The sequence below is a fragment of the Alcanivorax limicola genome, assembly GCF_019931215.1.
Lineage (GTDB): Bacteria > Pseudomonadota > Gammaproteobacteria > Pseudomonadales > Alcanivoracaceae > Isoalcanivorax > Isoalcanivorax limicola.
The window spans coordinates 391,409-413,173 of the sequence record NZ_JAIOUB010000002.1; the positions used below are offsets into that span (position 1 = coordinate 391,409).

15 protein-coding genes are annotated in these 21,765 nt (G+C 60.3%); 9 read left to right on the top strand and 6 right to left on the bottom strand.

The annotated features are described in order from the left end of the window. Window positions 1-4: 4 nt before the first annotated feature. The 3 genes from K8B33_RS07750 to K8B33_RS07760 all read left to right on the top strand — a co-directional run bounded on the left by K8B33_RS07750 (window position 5) and on the right by K8B33_RS07760 (window position 7,823). Window positions 5-5,443 (top strand): OmpA family protein, encoded by a 5,439-nt coding sequence (locus tag K8B33_RS07750; RefSeq protein WP_223425286.1) that lies wholly within the window; start codon window positions 5-7, stop codon window positions 5,441-5,443. Beyond that, the gene (locus tag K8B33_RS07755) at window positions 5,436-6,932 is read left to right on the top strand and encodes a hypothetical protein (RefSeq protein WP_223425288.1); all 1,497 of its coding nucleotides are present in this window, start codon (window positions 5,436-5,438) and stop codon (window positions 6,930-6,932) included. The genes K8B33_RS07750 and K8B33_RS07755 overlap by 8 nt, the downstream gene beginning before the upstream one ends. A 237-nt stretch (window positions 6,933-7,169) precedes the next feature. Next, entirely contained in the window at window positions 7,170-7,823 is a 654-nt protein-coding gene (locus K8B33_RS07760; protein ID WP_223425291.1) for a response regulator, read from the top strand. A gap of 11 nt (window positions 7,824-7,834) precedes the next feature. On the opposite strand, the gene K8B33_RS07765 is transcribed toward K8B33_RS07760, so the two are convergent. Then, window positions 7,835-10,129, bottom strand: a complete 2,295-nt coding sequence (locus K8B33_RS07765) for an ATP-binding response regulator (protein ID WP_223425293.1) — start codon at window positions 10,127-10,129, stop codon at window positions 7,835-7,837. A 208-nt stretch (window positions 10,130-10,337) separates the two neighbouring features. Between K8B33_RS07765 and K8B33_RS07770 the strand changes: the two genes are divergently transcribed. The 3 genes from K8B33_RS07770 (at window position 10,338) to K8B33_RS07780 (ending at window position 13,212) form a co-directional block, all read left to right on the top strand. Continuing rightward, window positions 10,338-10,958 carry a hypothetical protein gene (locus tag K8B33_RS07770; RefSeq protein ID WP_223425296.1) on the top strand — a complete coding sequence of 207 codons (621 nt, stop codon included), beginning with the start codon at window positions 10,338-10,340 and terminating at the stop codon, window positions 10,956-10,958. A gap of 120 nt (window positions 10,959-11,078) precedes the next feature. After that, window positions 11,079-12,047, top strand: coding sequence for a hypothetical protein (locus tag K8B33_RS07775; RefSeq protein ID WP_223425299.1), 969 nt, complete (start codon window positions 11,079-11,081; stop codon window positions 12,045-12,047). Window positions 12,048-12,072: 25 nt separating this feature from the next. After that, window positions 12,073-13,212: a hypothetical protein gene (locus tag K8B33_RS07780; RefSeq protein ID WP_223425301.1), complete on the top strand. Its 1,140-nt coding sequence runs from the start codon at window positions 12,073-12,075 to the stop codon at window positions 13,210-13,212. A gap of 24 nt (window positions 13,213-13,236) precedes the next feature. Here K8B33_RS07780 and K8B33_RS07785 read toward each other — a convergent pair whose 3' ends face one another. The 4 genes from K8B33_RS07785 to glyQ all read right to left on the bottom strand — a co-directional run bounded on the left by K8B33_RS07785 (window position 13,237) and on the right by glyQ (window position 17,527). After that, window positions 13,237-13,569: an H-NS histone family protein gene (locus K8B33_RS07785; protein ID WP_223425304.1), complete on the bottom strand. Its 333-nt coding sequence runs from the start codon at window positions 13,567-13,569 to the stop codon at window positions 13,237-13,239. Between the two features lie 139 nt (window positions 13,570-13,708). Continuing rightward, on the bottom strand, window positions 13,709-14,443 hold the full coding sequence (locus K8B33_RS07790; RefSeq protein ID WP_223425306.1) for a lysophospholipid acyltransferase family protein: 735 nt from the start codon (window positions 14,441-14,443) through the stop codon (window positions 13,709-13,711). A gap of 10 nt (window positions 14,444-14,453) precedes the next feature. Next, window positions 14,454-16,538: a glycine--tRNA ligase subunit beta gene (glyS, locus tag K8B33_RS07795; protein ID WP_223425308.1), complete on the bottom strand. Its 2,085-nt coding sequence runs from the start codon at window positions 16,536-16,538 to the stop codon at window positions 14,454-14,456. Further along, window positions 16,535-17,527 (bottom strand): glycine--tRNA ligase subunit alpha, encoded by a 993-nt coding sequence (glyQ, locus tag K8B33_RS07800; protein WP_223425311.1) that lies wholly within the window; start codon window positions 17,525-17,527, stop codon window positions 16,535-16,537. The genes glyS and glyQ overlap by 4 nt, the downstream gene beginning before the upstream one ends. 194 nt (window positions 17,528-17,721) lie before the next feature. Here glyQ and K8B33_RS07805 point away from each other — a divergent pair, with 194 nt between their 5' ends. Further along, window positions 17,722-18,294, top strand: coding sequence for a DNA-3-methyladenine glycosylase I (locus K8B33_RS07805; RefSeq protein WP_223426074.1), 573 nt, complete (start codon window positions 17,722-17,724; stop codon window positions 18,292-18,294). 31 nt (window positions 18,295-18,325) lie between these two features. On the opposite strand, the gene K8B33_RS07810 is transcribed toward K8B33_RS07805, so the two are convergent. After that, complete coding sequence (locus tag K8B33_RS07810; protein WP_223425313.1) at window positions 18,326-19,039, bottom strand: DUF4197 domain-containing protein; 714 nt, start codon at window positions 19,037-19,039, stop codon at window positions 18,326-18,328. Window positions 19,040-19,236: 197 nt separating this feature from the next. On the opposite strand from K8B33_RS07810, the gene K8B33_RS07815 reads away from it, so the two are divergent. Both K8B33_RS07815 and K8B33_RS07820 read left to right on the top strand, forming a co-directional pair. Next, complete coding sequence (locus K8B33_RS07815; RefSeq protein ID WP_223425315.1) at window positions 19,237-19,866, top strand: TetR/AcrR family transcriptional regulator; 630 nt, start codon at window positions 19,237-19,239, stop codon at window positions 19,864-19,866. Then, window positions 19,863-21,755 (top strand): MFS transporter, encoded by a 1,893-nt coding sequence (locus K8B33_RS07820; RefSeq protein ID WP_223425318.1) that lies wholly within the window; start codon window positions 19,863-19,865, stop codon window positions 21,753-21,755. The genes K8B33_RS07815 and K8B33_RS07820 overlap by 4 nt, the downstream gene beginning before the upstream one ends. The last annotated feature ends 10 nt before the right edge of the window (window positions 21,756-21,765 follow it).

The following is a 21,765-nucleotide window of genomic DNA, read 5'->3' on the forward strand; positions in this document are numbered from 1 at the left end:
CGACATGACAGCGCCAATGTACAGCCATGCGGCAGCAACAATTGCCCGCCAGCCGGTGAACCGGCCGGTGGGCAATGTTGCCGCGTGGTTGTGTGTCTGTGCGCTGCTTCTGTCAGTGATATTTCTGGTGCTGGCACTGCTGCCCGGCGTGGCGCGCAGTGCCTATCTCGTGACAGGTGATGCAGCACAGCTGCAATGGCAAGGCGCTGCAACAAGTGCGCGTGCCAATACGGTTGTCACGCGGTTTGAACAAATCGGCTTCTATCGCTATGCGCCGGAAGCCACGACGACCTACCGGATATGGCCCGGAAATGCGGCATCCCCGGACAGCCTCAGTGGTCTGCCACCGCAAGCGCTTGCTGCATTGCCCCCGGCACGCCGCCCGGGCGGCGAGGTGATTCCTGCGGGTGCGCTGGTGCCGCTGCTACCAGCGGAAAATGTTTCAGCGGGCGAAACCCTGTTCGTCGTGCTGGAGGTGCCCCCGCTGACGGCGCCATCGCGCGTGCCGGCACGCGGCACGCGGCAAGATGGCCGGCGTTTCATGGCTGTCACCGTCGATACCGAAGATGCTGCGGGCAATACCAATACGTTCATTATCACCTTGATCCAGGAATCCCCGACCAGCGAGCGATATATCGGCTATCTGACACCGTCAGCGGATACCCCGCTGCCTGATCTGACGCGCCTGACGCTACGCTATGACGACTACGGCGATATGCCGGACTCACTGACTGCCCAGGCGCCAGCGCGCGTCAGCATGGCGGAGCTGGCGCAGCGCGAGGCGCGCAAGACAGCCGTTATCGGCCAGGCTGCGGTGGTGCCGGAAAGTGGCTTGTTCCTGACCAAGGAGATCCTGCGCCCCAATGTGATGGTCGGCGACTTTGTTGCCTACCGAGTGCGCGCAGAAAATGCCTCCGGTGCCCTGATGCCGGCAGTCACCATCGAGGATGATCTGCCGCCAGGCTTCCGCTATCAACGCGGATCACTCTACGTTGATGGCGTAAACGCCCCGGACCCGGCCATCGGCCCGGGCGGTCGCAACCTGCGTATCGAACTCGGCCCGCTACCGGATGGCGCTTCGCGTAGCGTGCGTTATGTCACCGAAGTGACGGTCGCGGCTCGCCCCGGCCTTGCGGTCAACAGCGCCGTTGCGCGCGCGGGTGCCCTGTCATCGAATCGGGCTGAAGCGACCGCCTCGGTGGCGCGCGCATTCTTTGACGACAGTGCTTTTCTCATGGGTCGCGTGATCGCCGGTGAGTGCAATGAGCGCGCTGGTCAGGGCGTGGCCGGTGTGCGCTTGTATCTGCAAGATGGCACCAACGTGGTGACAGACAGCCAGGGCCGCTGGCACCTGGAAGGCGTGCGCCCGGGCACCCATGTATTGCAGCTGGACACCGAGACATTGAGCGAGCGCTATACCCTGCGTGCCTGCCCGGGAACGAGTCGCACTGCGGGCAATGACATATCGCGCTTTGTGAACGTGCAAGGCGGCACCCTGTGGCGCGAAGATTTTTATCTGGATGCCAAACCGGAAGTCAAAGACCGCCTGCAGCAACGCCTTCGCACGGACGACGTTGCGGGTGAGAACAGCTACATCATGACACTGGATCTCGCCACAGGAGATACCCGCTTTGACAGTGTCACCACGGAAGTCTATCTGTCTGCGGACCTGGCGCCGCTGCCAGGCCGTGCGCGCCTGGATGGCGAGCTGATTGCCGATCCCATGCAGCACGCCAACCATTTTGTGTTCCGGATTCCGGTACGTGGCAGCTACTGGCGACACCAGCTGACGCTGCCGATTACAGCCGTGCGAGAAGCGGTCACCGAGGCTGAGAAGACATTGACGGTGATCACTCGAGGCACCTTGCCCGGTGGCGAGCAGGTCGTGCTGCAGACTCGCAATCGGGTATCCGTTGCGCCGCCGCGTGCAGAAAGTCGCCAGTTTGTATTGCGGCCACAGTTTGGTGTGATGGACTGGCGCCTGCCGGTAAGCGATCAGGCGGAACTGGATGACACCATTGCCGCGCTGATGGAATACGAACAGTTAAAAATTACCGTCACCGGGCACAGTGATAACGTGCCCATTCGCCCGCGGGCAGGTCGCACGCTGACGGATAATCGCGCGCTGGGTTACGCGCGCGCGCAATCCGTGGCGGAGTATATTGCGGCACAGATGGGCATACCGCTGTCCGACATTCATATACGCAGTGTCGGTGAAGATGAGCCGGTGGCCGATAATGCGACCGCCGAAGGCCGCGCGCTGAACCGCCGGGTAGAGATCCATGCCGACGTCAGTCGCCGGGTGTCCGGTCCGGAATACACGGTTGTCGAAGGCGACAGTGGTATGACCCGCAGCGACGCCGGAGATACCGCAAGCCATGAAGGCAAACAGCGCGGCATGATCAACCTCCGCGATGGCATGACACTGGCGCAGCCCGTGCTCAGCGTCAATGCGGTGATGGATGCGCGTCTCAAGCCACGCCTGCTGCTCAATGGTGAGCCGGTGCCGGACAGCCGCATCGGCATGAAGATGGCAGACAAGGAAACCGGCACCCATCGCTACGTCTGGGTCGGCGTTCAGTTGTTCAACGAGGGCGACTACCGCTTCGAGCTGCAAGGCCTGGATACCTTTGGCAATGTTCGCTTCAGCGATACGGCGACGGTGACGTTGACCGGTCTGGTTCGGCATATTCGCTTCGCCGCACATTCGCCCAATAGCGCCGACGGCATCACGCCGGTCGGCGTAAAACTGGCATTGAGTGACGAGCGCAACCGGCCCATAGAAACGGGGACCGAACTGCGCCTGGCACAATCCTCGGGGCTGGTACCGCTGCGCAAGCGACAGCAGGACAATCCGTTGACCCAGCGGCAGGATATTGTCGAGGTGGACGCCAATGGCTATGCGTGGTTCGAGCCGGTGGGCAATGCCGGCACCTACCGCATTCGTCTGGCGTCCGGTGAGTTCATATCGGATGAAATAGAAGTGCGGGTAGATCCGCATCTGCGCGACTGGATTCTGGTGGGTTTTGCAGAAGGCAGTGTGGGATACAACACGCTTTCCGGCAATCAGTCCGAATTGAACGCAGGAGAAGAGCACCTCTACACCGACGGTGATATGGCCTTCTTTGCGCGAGGGCGCGTCAGTGGGGAATGGTTGTTGACGGCGTCCTACGACAGCCGCCGCCGTCGTGGCGATACGCCTCTGGGGCAGTCCATTGATCCGGAAGCCTGGTATGTCCTGTACGGGGATGAGGCGTTTCGTCGCCATGATGCGCCAACCAGCGATCGGCTTTATGTGCGCATGGAGCGCCGGGATTTTTACGCCCTTTACGGCGATTTTGATACGGGGATGACGGTGACAGAGTTGTCTCGCTACAGCCGTACAGTCACCGGCGCCAAGACCGAGTACCAGGGCCGACATGTGAGCGCGCTGGGCTTCGCCAGCGAAAATCGGCAAGGCTTTATCCGCGATGAGATGGCGGGCGATGGCACCTCGGGCCTGTACCGTTTGTCACGCAGCAATATCATTCCCGGTTCCGAGCGCATTACCATTGAAGTCCGTGACCGCTTTACCGCAGAGCTGCTCAACGAACAGGGCCAGACGCGTTTTATCGATTACAGCATCGACTACCAGAGCGGCACGGTATTCTTCCGGCAGCCGGTGCCGGTGCAGGATGGCGCTTTCAATCCGGTGCGGATCGTTGTCGAGTATGAAACCGACCAGTCCGAACAGAGCCTGATCACCGGTGGGCGTGTGGCGGTGCATGACAGCGAGCGTCGCATCGAGCTGGGCATCAGCGGTGTGCATGACGACACCACCGGCGCACGTGGCAGCCTTGCCGGCGCCGACCTGACCTGGAAGCCCAATGACCATCACACATTGCGGGCAGAGCGGGCCATGACACGTCAGGACCAGCCGGGTGGTCGCGATGACGGCGATGCCTGGCTGATGGAGCATCTGTACACGTCTGAACGGGTGGATACCCGCCTGCACAGTCGCGAACAAACCGAGGGTTTCGGGCTTGGCCAGCAATCCGCAACACAGGATGCCCGACGTATCAGTGGCGGTGACGTGCGTTACCGGATTACCGAACAGCTTTCCCTGGCGACGGAACTGAGCCGGCAGGAAGTGCTGGGTACCGACAATCGCCGGGATTTGCTGGAAACGCGTGCTGAATATGACAGCCAGCTCTGGGGCATGTTCGGCGGTGTCCGGCGCGCGGAAGACCACCGCGACAATGACACCCTGCGTTCGGATCAACTGCTGGCTGGCGCCTATCGTGATCTGATGGAACAACGTCTGCGCCTGAGCATTCGTGGCGAAACCAATATCAATGACGCCGGCGACAATACGGATTATCCGTCCCGTCTGGGTCTGGGTGCCGACTACCGGCTGACCAGCCGCGTCAGTCTGTTCAGTGCCCAGGAGTTCAGTTGGAATGAGGAGCGCCGCACCAGCGATACTCGTGCCGGACTGCGTGCTTCTCCCTGGCAAGGCGGTACTATTTCGTCGGAACTGCGGCAGACCCATGACGAATTTGGCCCCCGCCTGTTTGCCCACTCCGGGCTCTATCAGGTACTGGACCTGGGGGCGGGCTGGAGCACGGATTTCGGCTTTGATCGCGCGCAGACGGTGCGCGACAGTGGCGCCACAGAAACACGTTTCGATGACGAGCGCCCCACGGCGAGCGGCACCGCCCGCGCCGGCGACTACACCGCCGTCTTCACTGGCCTGGGCTATCGCACGGAAGCCTGGCAAGTGACCAGCCGCCTGGAGCATCGTGATTCAGATATCGATGAAAGATGGAATTTTATCAGTGGTTTCCACCATCGTCTGGATGATGCGGACACGCTGGCCGGTCGGCTGCTGCACTTCTACACGCGCACCGCGACCGGCGAGCGTCGCACCGAATCTGCTATCGAAGGCAGCTACGTGCGGCGCCCCATGGATGCCGACTGGTTTGTACTGAACCGGACCCGATTGACGCTGGACGAGCAGCTGGACGCCTTTGGTGAACAACGCGGCACACGCATCACCAATAATACGGTGGCCAACTTCCGTCCGCTGAGGCGGCACCAGCTTTCGCTGCAGTATGGCGCCCGTTACGTGGTCGATACCATTGATGAGGCACGTTACCGTGGCTACACCGACCTGGTGGGCTACGAATACCGCTACGACATCACCGAGCGCTGGGACCTGGGTACACGGGGCAGCCACAGCCACAGCTGGAACAGCGGCATTCGTCGTGAGAGTGTGGGGGTGATGGCAGGCTACAGCCCGGTGCGGGATGTCTGGTTGAGCCTGGGCTACAACTTCCGGGGCTTCTACGATGACGATTTTGATGGCGCTGCGGGTCGCATGCAGGGGGTGGTACTGGATTTCCGTATCAAGTTCGATCAGACCCGTGCGCAGGGCATGCGTCGTGAGGTCCCTGATGTTTGAGCACATGCTATCCCGTATCGCATTGCTGGTGTGTGCGCTGCTGATCCCCATACAGGTGTCAGCCAGTCCCCTGATTTCGCGCACTATCAATATTGATGGCAACATGTCGGATTGGTACGCGCCGACCAACATCACCACGCACCCGGGACAGTTCAGCGAAGATTGTCAGGGAGACAGCGCTCCATCCTGTGACCTTGATTATCCGGTCGGAAGCACCGGGCGCGATTTGCGCAAGTTTTCGTATACCTGGGACGAGCAGTATCTCTACTTCTATGTGGAGCGCTGGGCCAGTGCGACGAATACCGTCAACTGGCTTTTTTACCTGGACGAAAACAGTAATGGCCGCATGGAGGCGGGCGAACGTATCTTGCGAGTCGACTGGAGCGGCTCCAACCGCCGCACGAACGCCTACCTGTGCCCCTACTACCCCGACGACCCGGCGGGCGACCCTCTGGTGAGCCCTGTATCCGGGGCGGGCGATGGTTACACCCTGCCCGGCACCTCCTCCAATGGCGATTGCACACAGCTTTACAGCAATGTCGTGGGTGGCGCTCAAACGGGTACAGAAATGGAGGCGCGTCTGGCATGGGCCCAGCTAGGCATGTCCGGGCCGCGCAATCTTCGTTTTCACATTTCCTCCTCCCGAGGCATGAACTTGCCCTCTCAGATCGAAGACAACATGGACGGCCCGGGTGGGGAGAGTGGTGGAGGCCTGTTTCCACCGGACATGGCGCTTTCCATCGAGCAGATGCCGCCGACTGTCACCGCGGGCAACACCTTTACGGTAGACGTGCAATTGCGGCATATCCACTTTGATGATTTCAGTGATATCGCGGTACAGATAGCACCGAGTCCGCTGCTTGAATATGTGGCGCATACCGCCCCCCCGGGTACTACGTTGACAGATAGCAACGGTGATGGCGTTCCGGATCGCTGGTTGATCCCCTTATTGCAGGAGGGAGATGAAAGAGTCCTGCAACTGGTGCTACGGGCAAACAGCGTCACCGCAGAGCAACTGGCAACACTGTTCGTTGAGTTCGCCGACTTTACCGGACGCGACAGCAATGCTGATAACAACCAGGACTTGGGCCAGGTGCTGGTTATTCCCGGGCCACAGATTGCGGTGTCCAAACAGGCTTCAGTGCCCAATGCCGACCCGGGGGAACTGGTACGCTACACGGTTCACGTCGAGAATATTGGCACCGTAGAGGTAACAGATCTTTATCTGAATACCGCGATATCCAGATACGCTCTGTTGAAAGAGGATGGCTACGGCGCTGGCGCACCGATTCACTTTGTCGATGGAGAGCCTGTCTCGGGCCTGGCGCCTGGCGCAATAAGCTATTCAGACAACAATGGCCTGACCTATGACTATGTGCTGCAGCAGGAGGAAGATCCGGCGGTGACCCATTTCCTGCTCGAGATGCCAGGTGTGTTGTTGCCGGGGCGGGGCTTCACGTTTTCCTACTACGTGAGAATCAGGCACTGAGTATGATATGCCATCCCGGCGGCGCCACCGCATGCGCCGGGCAGAGTCTGAATGCTGGCACAGGCTGCCACTGTGCGTAAGTGCTTACATCCAGCGGAAGCTTCGAATGTGGGGGTCAGTCACGTCCGGTTTACCGTTTCTGTACATCTAATCCGGTCGGAGACCGGGCGTGGGCCGTTACATCATGCCCTGCCCGGTTATACTGAAGTGGGATCGGAGAGGAGACCCGCGACAGCAATGAAGATACTGCTTATCGATGATCACGCCTTGTTCCGCGATGGTGTGGCGCTACTGCTTGCTGAATTACCGGTACAGCCCACGGTTCTGGAAGCGGGAGAGTGTGCGTCAGGCTGTGAACTGCTCAACGCCCATCCCGACATCGGCCTGATACTGCTTGATCTGGAGCTGCCCGGCATTGATGGTGTGGCGGGCTTGCAGCGGATACGGCATGAGCACCCCGATATACCGGTCATTGTGGTTTCCGCTCACGAATCGGTCAGCAACGTTACCGCCGTGATGGATGCCGGGGCCATGGGATTCATCCCGAAGTCGTCCACGACACAGGTCATGCTGGCAGCCCTGAACCTGGTGCTCGCCGGGGGCGTTTACCTGCCGCCCCTGGTGCTTGCTACGGTTGCGGATACGGCGCCGGTGGCAGCGACAGCGCAGAGCATTGGCCTGTCAGCGCGACAGGCGATGGTGCTGGAGCACCTGTTGCGCGGCAACAGCAACAAGGAAATCTGCCGAGAGCTTGATCTGTCGCCGTCGACGGTCAAGAACCATGTGTCTGCGGTGTTCCGGGCGCTTAACGTGTCGTCCCGCACGCAGGCCCTGGTGGCGGCAGCTCGGCTGGGCATCCGCTTCCCCGGGGACGACCCGGCAATGGAGTGAGCGGGCACGGCTCAGCGCAAAAGCGCCTCCAGTGCGGCGCGCAATTCTGTGGCGCCGAAAGGCTTGAACAACACCGGCACGTTTGCTCGCCGGATATCTTCCACATCTTCCGGCGCGGTATCGCCGGTGACCAGAAGGCAAGGTAAGGCATTGTCGTAGCGGGCCTTGGCCGCACGGATGACGGCAAGGCCATTGTCCTTCTCGAGACGAAAGTCGCTGATCAACAGGTCGGGCACGACACGCGCTTCCTCGAGCGCCGCCTGCAACGCCTGAAGTCCGGGCGCCGCCACCACCTCGGCACCAAAATGGTGTAGCACCTGCGCCATGCTCTCGCGCACGGCAGCCTCATCTTCCACGAGAGCTACCCGCATGCCGGAAAGGCTGAAGACTTTGTCAGGCAACCAGGAATCCGTCTCGCGCGTGTTCTGGTGGGACAACCCCGGCAATATGATGCTGAAGCAGGAGCCTTTGCCAGGACGAGATGACAGCGTCACGCGGTGACCCAGCAGATCGACGGAGCGCTGCACAATCGACAAGCCCAGTCCCAGCCCTTTGCTGCGGTCACGCTGGACATTATCAATCTGGTAGAACTCCTGAAAAATTTCTTCCTGCTTGTCTGCAGGAATACCAATGCCGGTATCACAGACGGCGACGCGCAAAAACCCCTGGCCGGCCCGGCGCACGCCTACGACAACGCCACCCTTGCGGGTGTACTTGAGGGCATTGGCGACCAGGTTTCTCAGCACACGTTCAAAGATGACCGGGTCAGTACTGACAATGGCCGGAGAATGTCGAATGCGGAGCTCAAGCCCACGGCTTTCTGCCTCCGGCTCGAGGTGGACGCGCAACGACTGAAAGACACTCTCGATACGCACCGCGTGAAACTCCGGCTCCACGGCGCCGGCATCGAGGCGGGAAATATCCAGCAGTCCTTTGAGGAGGTCCTCCATTGCGGCCACCGCGCGGCGAATCCGGCCCACGAGATCGAGCAATGCCGGTTCGGATGCCTTGTCGCGTAATAACCCGACCAGAAGGCTTACGGTGTGAATCGGCTGACGCAGGTCATGGCTTGCTGAGGCGAGAAAGCGTGTCTTGGCCATATTGGCGGCTTCAAGTTTGCGGGTGCGGTCCTGAACCCGCTTCTCAAGCGACAGGTTCAATTCTTCAACCTGGTTGGTGGCACGCACCAGATGACCAATCAGATGGGCGCCATAGGACAGGAATACCATCGGTAGCGCATACGCTAACCAGTAGACATCCTTGATGGGCATCATGCCTCGGGACAGCAGATAGTCATGTACTGCCGCAATGACGGTAAACGCCAATGACAAACCCAATGCCCATAACGTATAGCTGCTACGCCGCCTGGCTTCATCGAGCATCAGCCATATAGCGGGAACACTGGCGGCGATGATGATCGGGTATCCAGCAAGCCGGACATAATCCATATAGCCCGTTAACAGCGATACGGCGGCGACGGTCGGCAGAAACAGCGCCACACCGACGGTAACGGCAAGATAGGTGGCGCGATGGCGTCCGGAGAACAACATGGAAAACAAGGCCAGCAGCAGGGGCGTAACGGCATTGACCGAGAAAAAGAACCAGTCGAAGAAAGGCCGTGCTATCAACGCGTACTCACTGAAATAAAGTTCCGTGCGCATCGAGCTGAGCACGCAAAGCAGGCCGAAGACGCCTATCGCTTTTTCGGAGCGACGGGCCAGCCATATCTGCAGCATCAGCAGCCCGAACACCATTGCCGCTACGTTCAGCGCCGCGCGAATGCCGGATGTAAGAAACACGTACCGGCCATAACCCGGCCTGACGTCTGCAGCAGGTCCGAAGACCAGGCCCGCCATGCCGGGCTTTGTGCCAGGTTCGAACACCTGCTCGATCAGCAACGCATTGCGACCGGCCAGCACAAGTGCCGGGGGCACCTCCACAAAGCGGGAAACAAAGTGCCGCACATGAAAATATCGGGCATGGCTACCCTGGTCATAGATCAGCGCATCATTGAGATAGATGGCCGAGATTCGGCCAATGCGATCCATCCGCAATGCATAGACCAATGCGCCGGGGTCCTGAATATCGAATTCGAAGCGGTACCAGGCATATTGCGCGCCGTCGGGCGGGAAGGTTCTGCCTATGTCACGCAGGGTAACGCTCTGCCAGACGTTCGTGGCGTGTGGCGCATACGGCTGGTCGGCCCAGGTCATCTCGCCGTTGGCCAGTGCTACTGTGTTTGCCATGCTGAGGGGTGAGACACACAGCCACAGCAGCGCAGCAATACCGAGACCCCAACGACCCATAGCATTTCCCTTCCCTGACACGCACTGACCCAGACTGTACGCAAACATGATGCCCGGGTCGCCTCGCGCAATGCGCCCGGCTATTTGGCCCGGCCATAGGTCCCATGGTTTACCGATACGGGCACAGTTAGGCTACAGAGGGTTATAACACATTAGCCGGCAGCGTCCGGCGTTTGCTTGCTTTGCAATGATTAAAGGAATCCCGGGGATGAAGAAGAACACCACTGTCGGGCTGCTCGCCGCATGCAGCCTGTTTGCTGTGAATCTGTTTGCCATCAATGAAAGCCACGCGACAGAGGAAGCAAGTTACCACCCTGGCTGGCTGGATGAGCTGATGATTATCGGTGTCTACACCAATGACGATAACCGTTTTGATGGCCTGTTCATGCGTTTCTGGGGCTCGAACAGGCACAGCAGCAACAGCAATCCCGGGGAAGGTAGTTATATCTATGGTGAACTCGAGCTCGGCGGCTTCGATACCAGTGGCCTGTTGACCAGCGGTGCGCTTATGGGGCTTGGCTATCAGATGGGCATTCCCGACCAGGACCTGGCATTCGGCTTTATCGGCGCCGACATCAACTACCGTGCCTTCAATGTTGATGGCGGCGACAGCGATTCGGATATCGCTCTGGGCCTGGAAGTGGGGCTGCGGGCCGCGCTTAATCCGGACCTGCTCGGGGAGGCCATCTTCCGCATCGACACGAATGATTTCATTGATCAGCCCAGCTTGCGTATCGGTGGCGCCTACAAGCGCTTCTATCTTTCGATGACACGTTTTCTGGACGATGGCGCCAACCGTATCCAGCTTGGCTATACCTTTGAAATGTGATCCGGCGGGCCGGTGGCCATCTGGCTCGTCCATGTGGTCGATAGCCACTGCCGCAGCGAGGCAATAGCTTTGGTAGTACCACTTGAACGTCGCTATCACACTTGGTCATGGAGGCCTCGCATGTCAGCTTTATCTTCTCCCCTGCCCCGACAGGTATGGCGCCTTGGTCTGCTGCTGTCGTTGCTGATGAGTGCCATTACGCTGACGGCTTGTGGTGGCGGAGGTGGCGGCAATGGCGGCGACCCGGCGGCAACCGCCACGTTCGATACGCCGATTGAAGACCTGGCGATCACCGAGGTCGTTCGTGGCAGTGGTGGCTTCCCGGTTAGCACCGCCGTCGGAGAGGAACCGGTGATTCGCGGGGTAGAAACCTTTGAGTCTCCGGATGGCATGCTGGTGATGGAGTTTATCATCGAAAGTCTTTACCCGATCACGCGGTTGCATATCGATATCGAGGGCGAGCACTTTGTGTCGCCAACCCGCGCGCAAGCCGGTCCCGAATTCAGCATTGATGCGTGTGATGTGCTGGCCAGCGTTCAAGGCACAGGGTGCTCGGAGCGTTGCTGGCGCGCCGCGTCGTGCATCCGCAGTTGCAGTGGCACCCTGTCAACCTTTGAGGCGCAGGAAAGCGCTGCACTGCAATGCTCGATTGCGGTCAATGTCGGCGTTATAGGGCCGGGTGAGAGTGATGTTGCTCGCTCCGAGGAGGAGTATGTGCGCCTCTTCTATACCCATGGGCCGGATAATGACCCTTCTATGACCGTGCTCTCCGCATCGGGCACGGTTTGTGATGTGAGCAGCTGTCCGAGCGTGGCAGAAACCTGCTGGGCATCTGGTTACGGGCCTACCTCAGAGACGATCTGCATTCCGGCTGGCGGTGAGATCCCGACAGAACGGCATCAGATTGCCTTTGCGCCGTCCGGCAATTTCGATTTCCTGCCGGAAACGTCTGGCGTCATTGTCGTACCGCAAAGCAATCCTCCCGGCGAGACACTCACCGGTGGCAATTTTGCACCGGGCACCTTGTCCCAGTGCAGCCTGTCATCCGGCGCCGGCGCACAGTCACCTTGCAATCCGCGTACTCGCTGAAGCGGTACGCCAAAGGAGCACCGCCATGTTTCGTATCAGAGCACTCACCCCGTTGTTGATTTCCAGCGCCTTGCTCGTTGCCTGCGGCGGCGGGGGAGGAAGTGGTGGTGGCGGTGAACGCACAGGCGTATTCAAGGACAGTAATGTCATCGGGATCGATTACCGCACGTCTTCCGGCATGACCGGCACCACCAACGAGCGCGGCGAGTTTCGTTATCGCAAGAATGACGTGGTGACCTTCCGCGTCGGCAATGTCGAGATTGGCAGTGCACCGGGCGCAGCCGTCGTGCTCCCGGTCGATATGGTAGAAGCCGGCATCAGTATTGAACCCGGCGTAACAGGACGTGTGCGTTTCATGCTGATGCTGGATGAAGATGGTGATCCGGATAATGGCATCAGCATCTCGGAGGAGGTGCGCACCCTGGCCATGGACTGGACGCAGCCGGAGTTTGCCAGCGGCAACCTCGCCGGGGATATTGCGGACATCATCAGCGACGTCGCATCCGTGCATCCCGGGGCTTCACTGCCCAGTGCTGCTGTGGCGATTGATCATCTTCAGGGCACCATTCGCTGCGTCCGTGCGGGTGCGTATCAAGGCACCTACCAGGGCAGCGATCGCGGCACCTTTGGTTTCCTGGTGGATGCGCTGTCCGGCGGTGTTTCCGGTGTGGCATTCAGCGATATCGATGGCGGTGAGTATATTCTCAGTGCCTTCAATAATATTGAGTACAGTCAGGAGTCTGCTTTTGTCAGCAGGACCTCGTCTGATGTGTTTTTCAACGGGCGCTTTCCTGACGCCAACAGTGTATCCGGTGGGTGGGCTGCCGACGGCAGTACCGGGGGGTCTTTCAGTGGCCGTCGCATAGGCGGTTTGAGCAACGCTGATTTCCGCTTTACCGGCGCCTTCACCGGGGATGACGAGGGCCTGTTCAGTTTCGACGTCAGCGAGAGCGGAATGGTGCAGGGCGTGGGTTACAGCATCCTTGAAGACGAACTGGTCACCCTCTCCGGCAGCGTAACCGGCACCACCCTCAGTGCCACCTATTCCGAGGGCAATATCAGCGGCACGCTGAACCGGGACACGGGCGCACTCAATGGTACCTGGCAAAACACCGTGTTCGGTATCAGCGGCACCTTCTCGGGGAGCGGCTGTCGGTTGAACTGATGCCGACGGGGCGTCGGCATCATGTCAGATCGCGAAATCTTCCAACTGCTTGCCTTTGGCCAGCTCGGCCTGCAGCCAGTTCGGGCGCTTGCCGCGGCCGGTCCAGGTCAGTGATGCATCATCCGGGTGGCGGAACTTGATGGCGGCGGGTTTGCGCACCTTGCCGCCTGCGCCGCTGCCACTGGTGGTCAGGCCAAGCAGTTCTTCGATGGACACACCGGCATCAGCGGCAATCTTTTCCACTTCGGCCTTGGCATTCTTGATGGATTCCGCCTTTTTCTTTTCGATCAGAGTGGTGGCATCGGTGATCAGCTGCTCGAGCTCTCGGATCGACAGGGGGGCGAGATTGATATTCATGCAATGTCCTTCAGGGTGTCAGTGTCGCGCCGAGCTCAGAGGAGCTCGCGGAGATAATGGAAAACGGGGCTAACTCTACCACTTCGCGGTGAAAGCGCCAGTGCATAACGGTTCAGGCTGCGTTTCAAAAGGTCGGGCATCAGCCTGCGGGTAACCGGGCGGCCTGCTCACGAATCCAGGTTTCCGCTTCAACAGCTACGATCTTGGGGGCTTTGCCCACGGTTTCAATGGGCGGGCCGATGACCAGCGTGATAACGCCGCTGTGGCGCAGCATGGAACGGGCCGGCCAGCATTGCCCCGCGTTGTGGGCAATGGGCACCAGCCGCACGCCGGCATGGCAGGCGAGCATCGCGCCACCGGGGTTGAAGCGCCCCACCACACCTGGCGCTTGCCGCGTGCCTTCCGGATAGATGACGACGCTGATGCCGTCTTTCAGCCGGGCCTTGCCGATCCTCAGGATAGCTTTCAAGGCGCCGCCGGGCTTGCTGCGGTTGATGGCAATCGGCTTCAGCAGCGCCACGCCCCAGCCAAAAAACGGCACCCACAGCAATTCGCGTTTGAGCACCGTGGCCTGAGGGGCAATCAGTAGTTGCAGATAAAAGGTTTCCCACTGGCTCTGATGATTGGCCACCACCACGACAGCTTCGCCTTCGGGCAGGTTTTCCCGCCCTTCCACCACGACCCGGATGCCATTCAGGTGGCGTAGCAACCACATGGTGGCGTGGGTCCACAGGTTGACGAAACGGAAACGCTGTTCAAAGGACAGGAAAGGCGCGGCGGCCAGGCACAGCATGCTGTGGACGATGCCTATCAGATGATAGGCCACAAAAAACAGCAGGCTGCGCAGGTACACGGACACAGAGGCCGGTTTCATGACGCGCCCCTCAGCCACCGAGCTCCGAGATGTCGGCCACCTGCAGGAACAGATCGCGCAGGAAGGACAACAGCGCCAGGCGGTTATCGCGCACCGCCGGGTCGTCGGCCATCACCATGACCTGATCAAAAAAGGCATCCACCGGCTCACGCAGATCGGCCAGCAGCGCCAGGATGGCAACATAGTCGCCCTGCTCCACCAATGGCTCGGACTGGGCGTAGGCATTGACCACGGCATCTGTCAGGGCATGTTCCGCCGGGCCATCCAGCAGCGCGCCGTCGATTTCGTCGCCCGGCGCCTTCTCCAGCTTGGCAAGAATATTGGCAACCCGCTTGTTGGCCGCAGCCAGCGCGGCGGCTTCGGGACGCTCGCGGAACGCGGCAACCGCGCGCACCCGGCGGTCGAAGTCCAGCGGTTGCGTTGGCGCCACGGCCTGCACCGCACGGATCACCTGGGTGTCGATGCCGAGTTCCTGATACATGGCACGGTAGCGTCCGTTGATGAAATCCAGTGCTTGCCCGGCAGCGTCATCGGTGATGCGCGTGCCCAGCCCGGCCGCCGCTTCTTTTACCAGACGAGCGATATCCAGCGGCAGCTCATTGCCGATGATGATGCGCAGAATGCCCAACGTGGCGCGACGCAATGCGTAAGGATCTTTGTCACCGGTGGGTTTCTGGCCGATGCCGAAAATGCCCACCAGCGTATCCAGCTTGTCGGCCAGCGCCACGGCCTGACCGGTGCGTGTGGCGGGCAAGGTGTCACCGGCAAAGCGCGGCAGATACTGTTCATGCAGCGCCTGCGCCAGCTCCTCCGGCAAGCCCTCGTGACGGGCCAGGTAATAGCCCATCACGCCCTGCATGGTGTCAAACTCGCCGACCATTTCGGAGGTCAGATCGGCCTTGCACAGATGGCCTGCCTGGGTTGCCAGAGCGACGTCGCCGCCGATCTTGTCCGCAATGATGCCCGCCAGACGCGCAACCCGTTCGCACTTCTCGAAGGTCGTCCCCAGCTGCTGCTGGAACACCACCTGCCGCAACGGTTCGGCATGCTGCGCCAGCGTCTTGCGGCAGTCGTTGTCGTAGAAAAAAGCCGCATCCGCCAGACGTGGACGAATGACTTTTTCGTTACCACTGATGACGGCAGTCTTGTCCGTGCTGTCGATATTGCTGATGGTGATGAAGGCATTCATCAGCTTGCCGTTGTCATCCACGACCGGAAAATATTTCTGATGTTCCTGCATGGCGGTGATCAGCGCTTCCTGGGGCACGCGCAGAAAGTCGACATCGAAGCGTCCCATCAGGGCGACCGGCCATTCCACCAGTGCCGTGACTTCATTGAGCAGGTCGTCGTCGATCACGGCGGTACCACCGGCCTGTGTGCCTGCAGCGGTTGCCTGCTCATTGACCATGGCGCGGCGGCGAGCGAAGTCGGCAATGACAAAGCCTTCGCTTTCCAGGCGCTGTTCGTATTCTTTCGGGGTGTTCAGCACCAGTGGCGCCGGTGCGTGGAAGCGATGGCCATGGGTCTGTCGCCCGGCTTCCAGGCCCAGCAATGACAACGGCAGCACGTCTTCGCCGAGCAGGGCCACCAGCCAGTGCACCGGCCGCACGAACTGTTCCGTGCGCGCGCCCCAGCGCATGCGCTTGGGAATCGGCAGCCGCTGCACGGACTGCGCCAGGAATTCCGGCAACAGTGCTTGTGCCTGCTTGCCCTGCTCCGTCACCCGCGCTACCAGCCAGGCGCCCTTGTCGGTGTCCAGTGTCTGCAACTGGTCCACACGCAGGCCGACAGAACTGGCGAAACCCTGGGCGGCTTTGGTGGGCTGACCGTCGGTGTCAAACGCGGCCGCCACGGCCGGGCCACGGCGCTCGGTTTCCCGATCCGGCTGTGCCAGCTGCAGTGCTTCGATGCGGAACGCCAGCCGACGCGGTGCAGCGAACACGGTCAGCGCGCCGTGGGCCAGGCCCGCGTCGTCGATCTGCCGCAGCACTTCGCCAGCGAACGCCTCAGACAGCGATTGCAGTGACTTGGGTGGCAGTTCTTCGGTGCCGAGCTCGATCAGCAGATCCTGATATTCGGTGGGCGCACTGCTCATGATGACCGGGTTCCTTTCGATTTCGTGCTTTGCGATTTCTTTGCCTTGCGGTCCAGCTGTGCCAGCACTTCATCGCGGAGGGCGGCATCGGCCATCGGGAAGCCCAGCGCCTGGCGGGCAGCAAAATAAGCCTCCGCCACCGCACGGGCCAGGGCGCGCACCCGCAGGATAAAGCGCTGGCGCTCTGTCACCGAAATGGCCTTGCGGGCATCCAGCAGATTGAAGGTGTGGGACGCCTTGAGAACATATTCGTAAGCCGGCAGCGGCAGCCCGGCTTCGATCAGCTTCTGGCTTTCGGCCTCGAACAGGTCGAACTGCTCGAACAGGGCCGGCACGTTGGCATGTTCGAAGTTGAAGGTGGACATCTCCACTTCATTCTGCAGAAACACATCACCGTAGGTGACCTTGCCGAAGGGGCCGTCAGACCAGACCAGATCGTAGACCGAGTCGACGCCCTGCAGGTACATGGCCAGGCGCTCCAGGCCGTAGGTGATCTCGCCGGTGACCGGGTAACAGTCGATGCCACCGACTTGCTGGAAGTAGGTGAACTGGGTCACTTCCATGCCGTTGAGCCAGACCTCCCAGCCCAGGCCCCAGGCCCCCAGCGTCGGGGATTCCCAGTTGTCTTCCACAAAGCGGATGTCATGCACCAGAGTGTCGAAGCCCAGCATCTTCAGGGAGCCGAGGTACAGGTCCTGGATGTTGTCCGGGGACGGCTTGAGTACTACCTGGAATTGATAGTAATGCTGCAGGCGGTTGGGGTTCTCACCATAGCGGCCGTCGGTGGGGCGGCGTGACGGTTGCACGTAGGCGCTGTTCCAGTTTTCCGGGCCAATGGCGCGCAAAAACGTGGCCGGGTGAAAGGTGCCCGCGCCCACTTCCATGTCCAGCGGCTGAACAATGACACAGCCCTGTTCTGCCCAGTATTGCTGGAGAGCGAGAATCAGGCCCTGAAACGTGCTGACGTCTACGTGAGATTTTGCAGCCATGAGAAATCCTGAAAAAAACAGCGGCCAAGTATAACGTCCCGGCGGGACGGGTGATACCGCTGGCCCGGCGAGGCCGGGGTTGTTGACACACTGTCCTTATGGACAGTTAAATAAGCGGGTTCATCACGCAAGGAGGCACTATGAGTACAACCCTGAGCACATCCGCCACCGGCACATCCGTCATCGACTCAGCAATGGAGCCCCGCTGCCCCTGGTGCAGCGACGACCCGCTCTACCAGCGCTACCACGACGAGGAATGGGGCGTGCCGGTGCACGATGACAACACCCTGTTCGAATTCCTGATTCTGGAAGGGGCCCAGGCCGGGCTCAGCTGGATCACGGTGCTGCGCAAGCGCGAGCGCTACCGGGAGGTCTTTGACGGCTTCGACCCGGCAAAGGTGGCGCGCTACACCGGCAAACGGGTGGAAAAGCTGCTGGCGGACCCGGGCATCATTCGCAATCGGCTGAAGATCGTCTCAGCCATTCGCAATGCCAACGCCTTTCTGGCGGTGCAGCAGGAGTTCGGCAGCTTTGACCGCTATCTGTGGGCCTTTGTCGATGGCAAACCCATCGTCAACCACTTCCACACGCTGAAGGAGTGCCCGACGGTGACCCCCCAGGCGGAGGCGCTGAGCAAGGATCTGAAAAAGCGGGGGTTCAACTTTGTCGGCCCCACCATCATGTACGCCTTCATGCAGGCGGTGGGCATGGTCAACGATCACCTGGTCAGCTGCCCCCGGCACAAGGCCTGCACCGGGCTCTCCTGACTTGTCCTGCCTGAGATGACAAGTGCGATGATCAGCGGTTGAAGACGCTGCCGATCAGTTGGCTGCCGCGGCCGATCGGGTCCTGGCGGATCAGGGCTTCCTCGCTGGCAACGCGGGTAAACAGGCCGTCCAGGCTCTGGTTGAGCACATAGTCTTCCAGATCCAGATTCGGGCGATTGCGGACTGGCAGCGTGTTGTACACATCCAGCATCAGACGGTACTGATCATAGAAGCCCACCTGCTCCAGGTTGCTGCGAATGATCGGTTGATAGCGCTGACGCAGCCCGCTTTCTGTCTGTGTGCGGAAATAGCGGGTGGCCGCGGTGTCGTCGCCACGCACGATATCCAGCGCGTCGGTTACGGTCATATTGCGCACGGCGGTGATGAACATGTCCTTCGCCTCGCTGGCCGCCTGCTCTGCGCCCTGGTTCATCAGCGACTCCACCCGGTCGACATAACGCCCCATGCCGAACTGACGTAACGTGCTGGTAATGGCCTGAGCCTGTTCCGGCATGGTGATGCGCAGCAGCGGATCGTTGGCATAGCCGCCAGGCGTGGAAAGGGTGTCCGCTGCCCGTGTGCTGCTCAGTTCCAGCGTCTGCTTGATGCCAGCCACCAGTTGAGGCTGTTCACTCCCCAGCCCGCTGTTATCGAGAAATTCAGTGAGACCGGCGCAGCCCACGGCGGTCAGCAGGGACAAAGCCGCAAACAGGCTAATAACGGGTTTGAGAGCGCGATGATGCATGGGGGTGATCCTCCTTGTGTGTCTGCATCCTAATGTAGCGCCAGGCTGTTGCCTACGCTGTAGACGATGTGTGTGCGTTATCTTGGGACGCCACATGCCGTGGCATAGCCGCGACATATTCGGTTACATCCTCTCTGTTGAACGATGTTCAGCTGTAGTGGAACATGCTGAACACTGTTTAACAGAGGCCGCAGGATATGGCACGTCGCAATGAGCACAGCAAGGCACAGCTCCGTACACTCGCCATAGCGGCGGTGCGCGCGATCGTCGCTGAGCACGGGCCGGAAAAGCTCAGTGTGCGTAAAGTGGCTGAGCGTATCGGCTATACCCCGGGCATGCTCTACCATGTGTTTGCCTGCCTGGATGAGCTGATTCTGCATGCCAATGCCGAGACGCTGGATGGGTTGCTGCAGCGGATGCAGGCAGCGTCTGCACTGCCGCCGGCGGAGGCCCTGCAGGCCATGGCCGGGCAATACCTGGCCATGGCCCGCGAGGAGCCGCATCTCTGGCAACTGGTGTTCATGCACCGCATGCCGCAGGCGGTAGCGGTGCCGGCCTGGTATCAGCAGCGCACGGGGCAGCTGTTCAGGCTGGTGGAGGAGCAGATGGCGCGCTTGTCAGCGCAGCGGGATGCGGCGGCAGTGCACCTGGCGGCGCGCACGCTCTGGAGCAGTGTGCATGGCATCAGTGTGCTGGCGGTGGAAAACAAACTGACGATTGCAGGCGATGTAGATGAAACGGCGATGCTGCAATCGCTGATACATCATTATCTGACCAGTTGGGCCCGGGATCGGGACCAGGAACGTGTCCACGGAGAAGATGCATGAAAGAAGGTCTATTGTCACTGCTGGGCAGCCGTCGGTTCGCGCCCTATTTCATGACGCAGTTTCTCGGCGCGTTCAACGATAACGTGTACCGGCAGGCGCTGATTCTGCTGATCACTTCCGGTGTGGTGGCCACAGCCGTGGCGCCCAACACCCTGAACAATATCGGCCTGATGTTGTTCATTCTGCCCTTCTTTCTGTTCTCTGCCCTGGCGGGTCAATTCGCCGACAAATTCGACAAGGCCCTGTTGATCCGCCGTATCAAACTGGCCGAGATCGTCATCATGCTGGTGGCAGCGGTCGGCTTTTACTTCAATGCCCTGTGGTTCTTGCTGGCTTTGTTGTTCTGCATGGGGTTTCAGTCCACCTGCTTCGGCCCGCTGAAATATTCGATCATGCCCCAGCACCTGAAAAACACTGAATTGGTGGGCGGCAATGCGCTGGTGCAGCAAGGCACCTATATCGCGATTCTGCTGGGCTCGATTTCCGGCATCGTGCTGAATATGGAAGGCTCCGGTGCCTGGTGGGCACCGGCGGGCGTGATCACGATTGCGGTGCTGGGCTGGCTTGCCGCACGGCAGATTCCGGCAGCGCCGCCGGCGGACCCGTCACTGAAGATCAACTGGAATATCTTTTCTGAAACGGTCCGCATCATCGGTTACGCCCGCGAGGTGAAATCGGTCTGGTACTCGGTGCTGGCCATTTCCTGGTTCTGGTTTCTTGGCGCGGCTTACACCACCCAGTTGAAAGTGTATGTCGACGATTATATCCAGGGCACCGAGATGGTGTATGCCCTGCTGCTGGCCACCTTCTCCATTGCCATCGGTGTGGGCTCGGTGCTGTGCGAAAAACTTTCCGGCAAGAAAGTGGAGCTGGGGCTGGTGCCGATCGGGTCGCTCGGTCTGTCGCTGTTCAGCATTGATCTGTTCTTTTCCTATCAGGGTTTGCCGGATCAGATGGCGAACGTCAACGGCCTCATGGGGGTTGGTGCTTTCCTGTCAGAACCGGCCGGGCTACGCATTCTGCTGGATCTGTTTGGTATCGGCGTGTTTGGTGGTTTCTATATCGTGCCGCTGTTTTCCTTCATCCAGCAGCGCACTCGCAGTTCTCACCTGGCCCGGGTTATTGCCGCCTGCAATATTCTCAATGCGTTGTTGATGGTGCTCTCCGCCGTGGCCGGCATCGTGGTGGTGGGGATGCTGGATATCAGCATTCCCGGTTTCTTCCTGATTCTGGCGATGGCGAATCTGGTGGTGGCCGCGATCGTGTACAGCATCGTGCCGGAGTTCATGATGCGGTTCATGATCTGGGTGATGACCAAGGTGATGTATCGGGTCAAACGTGAAGGGCTGGTGCATATTCCGGAACAAGGGGCCTGTGTGCTGGTCTGTAACCATGTGAGCTATGTGGACGCGCTGTTGATCGCCGGGTCCGTGCAGCGCCCGGTGCGTTTCGTGATGCAGAAGCAGATCTATGATATGCCGGTGCTGAACTACATTTTCCGTACCGGCAGAACCATCCCGATTGATAGCCGCGAACGTAACCCGCAAATTTACGATGCGGCGTTCGAGCGCGTGCAGGAAGAACTGAATGCGGGCCATGTGGTATGCATCTTCCCGGAAGGTCGTCTCACCCGGGACGGTGAAATCGCTGAATTTCGTGCGGGCATCGAGAAAATCATTGCCCGTAACCCGGTGCCGGTGATACCTATGGCATTGCAAGGTCTGTGGGGCAGCTTCTTCAGCCACAAGGACGGCAAGGCGCTCGCCAAGATACCCCGGCGCATGCGTGCCCGGGTGGCACTGGTGGCAGGCAAGCCCCGGGCGCCGGAAACGGTTACGGCGGTGGGTTTGCGTGATGCCGTACAAGCGTTGCGCGGCGAGCACGCCTGACACCGCACCG

Coding starts and splice junctions, on each gene's coding strand:
- K8B33_RS07775 (WP_223425299.1), top strand. CDS start 11,079: ATGTCAGCTTTATCTTCTCCCCTGCCCCGACAGGTATGGCGCCTTGGT.
- K8B33_RS07785 (WP_223425304.1), bottom strand. CDS start 13,569: ATGAATATCAATCTCGCCCCCCTGTCGATCCGAGAGCTCGAGCAGCTG.
- K8B33_RS07755 (WP_223425288.1), top strand. CDS start 5,436: ATGTTTGAGCACATGCTATCCCGTATCGCATTGCTGGTGTGTGCGCTG.
- K8B33_RS07760 (WP_223425291.1), top strand. CDS start 7,170: ATGAAGATACTGCTTATCGATGATCACGCCTTGTTCCGCGATGGTGTG.
- K8B33_RS07805 (WP_223426074.1), top strand. CDS start 17,722: ATGGAGCCCCGCTGCCCCTGGTGCAGCGACGACCCGCTCTACCAGCGC.
- K8B33_RS07765 (WP_223425293.1), bottom strand. CDS start 10,129: ATGGGTCGTTGGGGTCTCGGTATTGCTGCGCTGCTGTGGCTGTGTGTC.
- K8B33_RS07820 (WP_223425318.1), top strand. CDS start 19,863: ATGAAAGAAGGTCTATTGTCACTGCTGGGCAGCCGTCGGTTCGCGCCC.
- glyQ (WP_223425311.1), bottom strand. CDS start 17,527: ATGGCTGCAAAATCTCACGTAGACGTCAGCACGTTTCAGGGCCTGATT.
- K8B33_RS07780 (WP_223425301.1), top strand. CDS start 12,073: ATGTTTCGTATCAGAGCACTCACCCCGTTGTTGATTTCCAGCGCCTTG.
- glyS (WP_223425308.1), bottom strand. CDS start 16,538: ATGAGCAGTGCGCCCACCGAATATCAGGATCTGCTGATCGAGCTCGGC.
- K8B33_RS07750 (WP_223425286.1), top strand. CDS start 5: ATGACAGCGCCAATGTACAGCCATGCGGCAGCAACAATTGCCCGCCAG.
- K8B33_RS07790 (WP_223425306.1), bottom strand. CDS start 14,443: ATGAAACCGGCCTCTGTGTCCGTGTACCTGCGCAGCCTGCTGTTTTTT.
- K8B33_RS07770 (WP_223425296.1), top strand. CDS start 10,338: ATGAAGAAGAACACCACTGTCGGGCTGCTCGCCGCATGCAGCCTGTTT.
- K8B33_RS07810 (WP_223425313.1), bottom strand. CDS start 19,039: ATGCATCATCGCGCTCTCAAACCCGTTATTAGCCTGTTTGCGGCTTTG.
- K8B33_RS07815 (WP_223425315.1), top strand. CDS start 19,237: ATGGCACGTCGCAATGAGCACAGCAAGGCACAGCTCCGTACACTCGCC.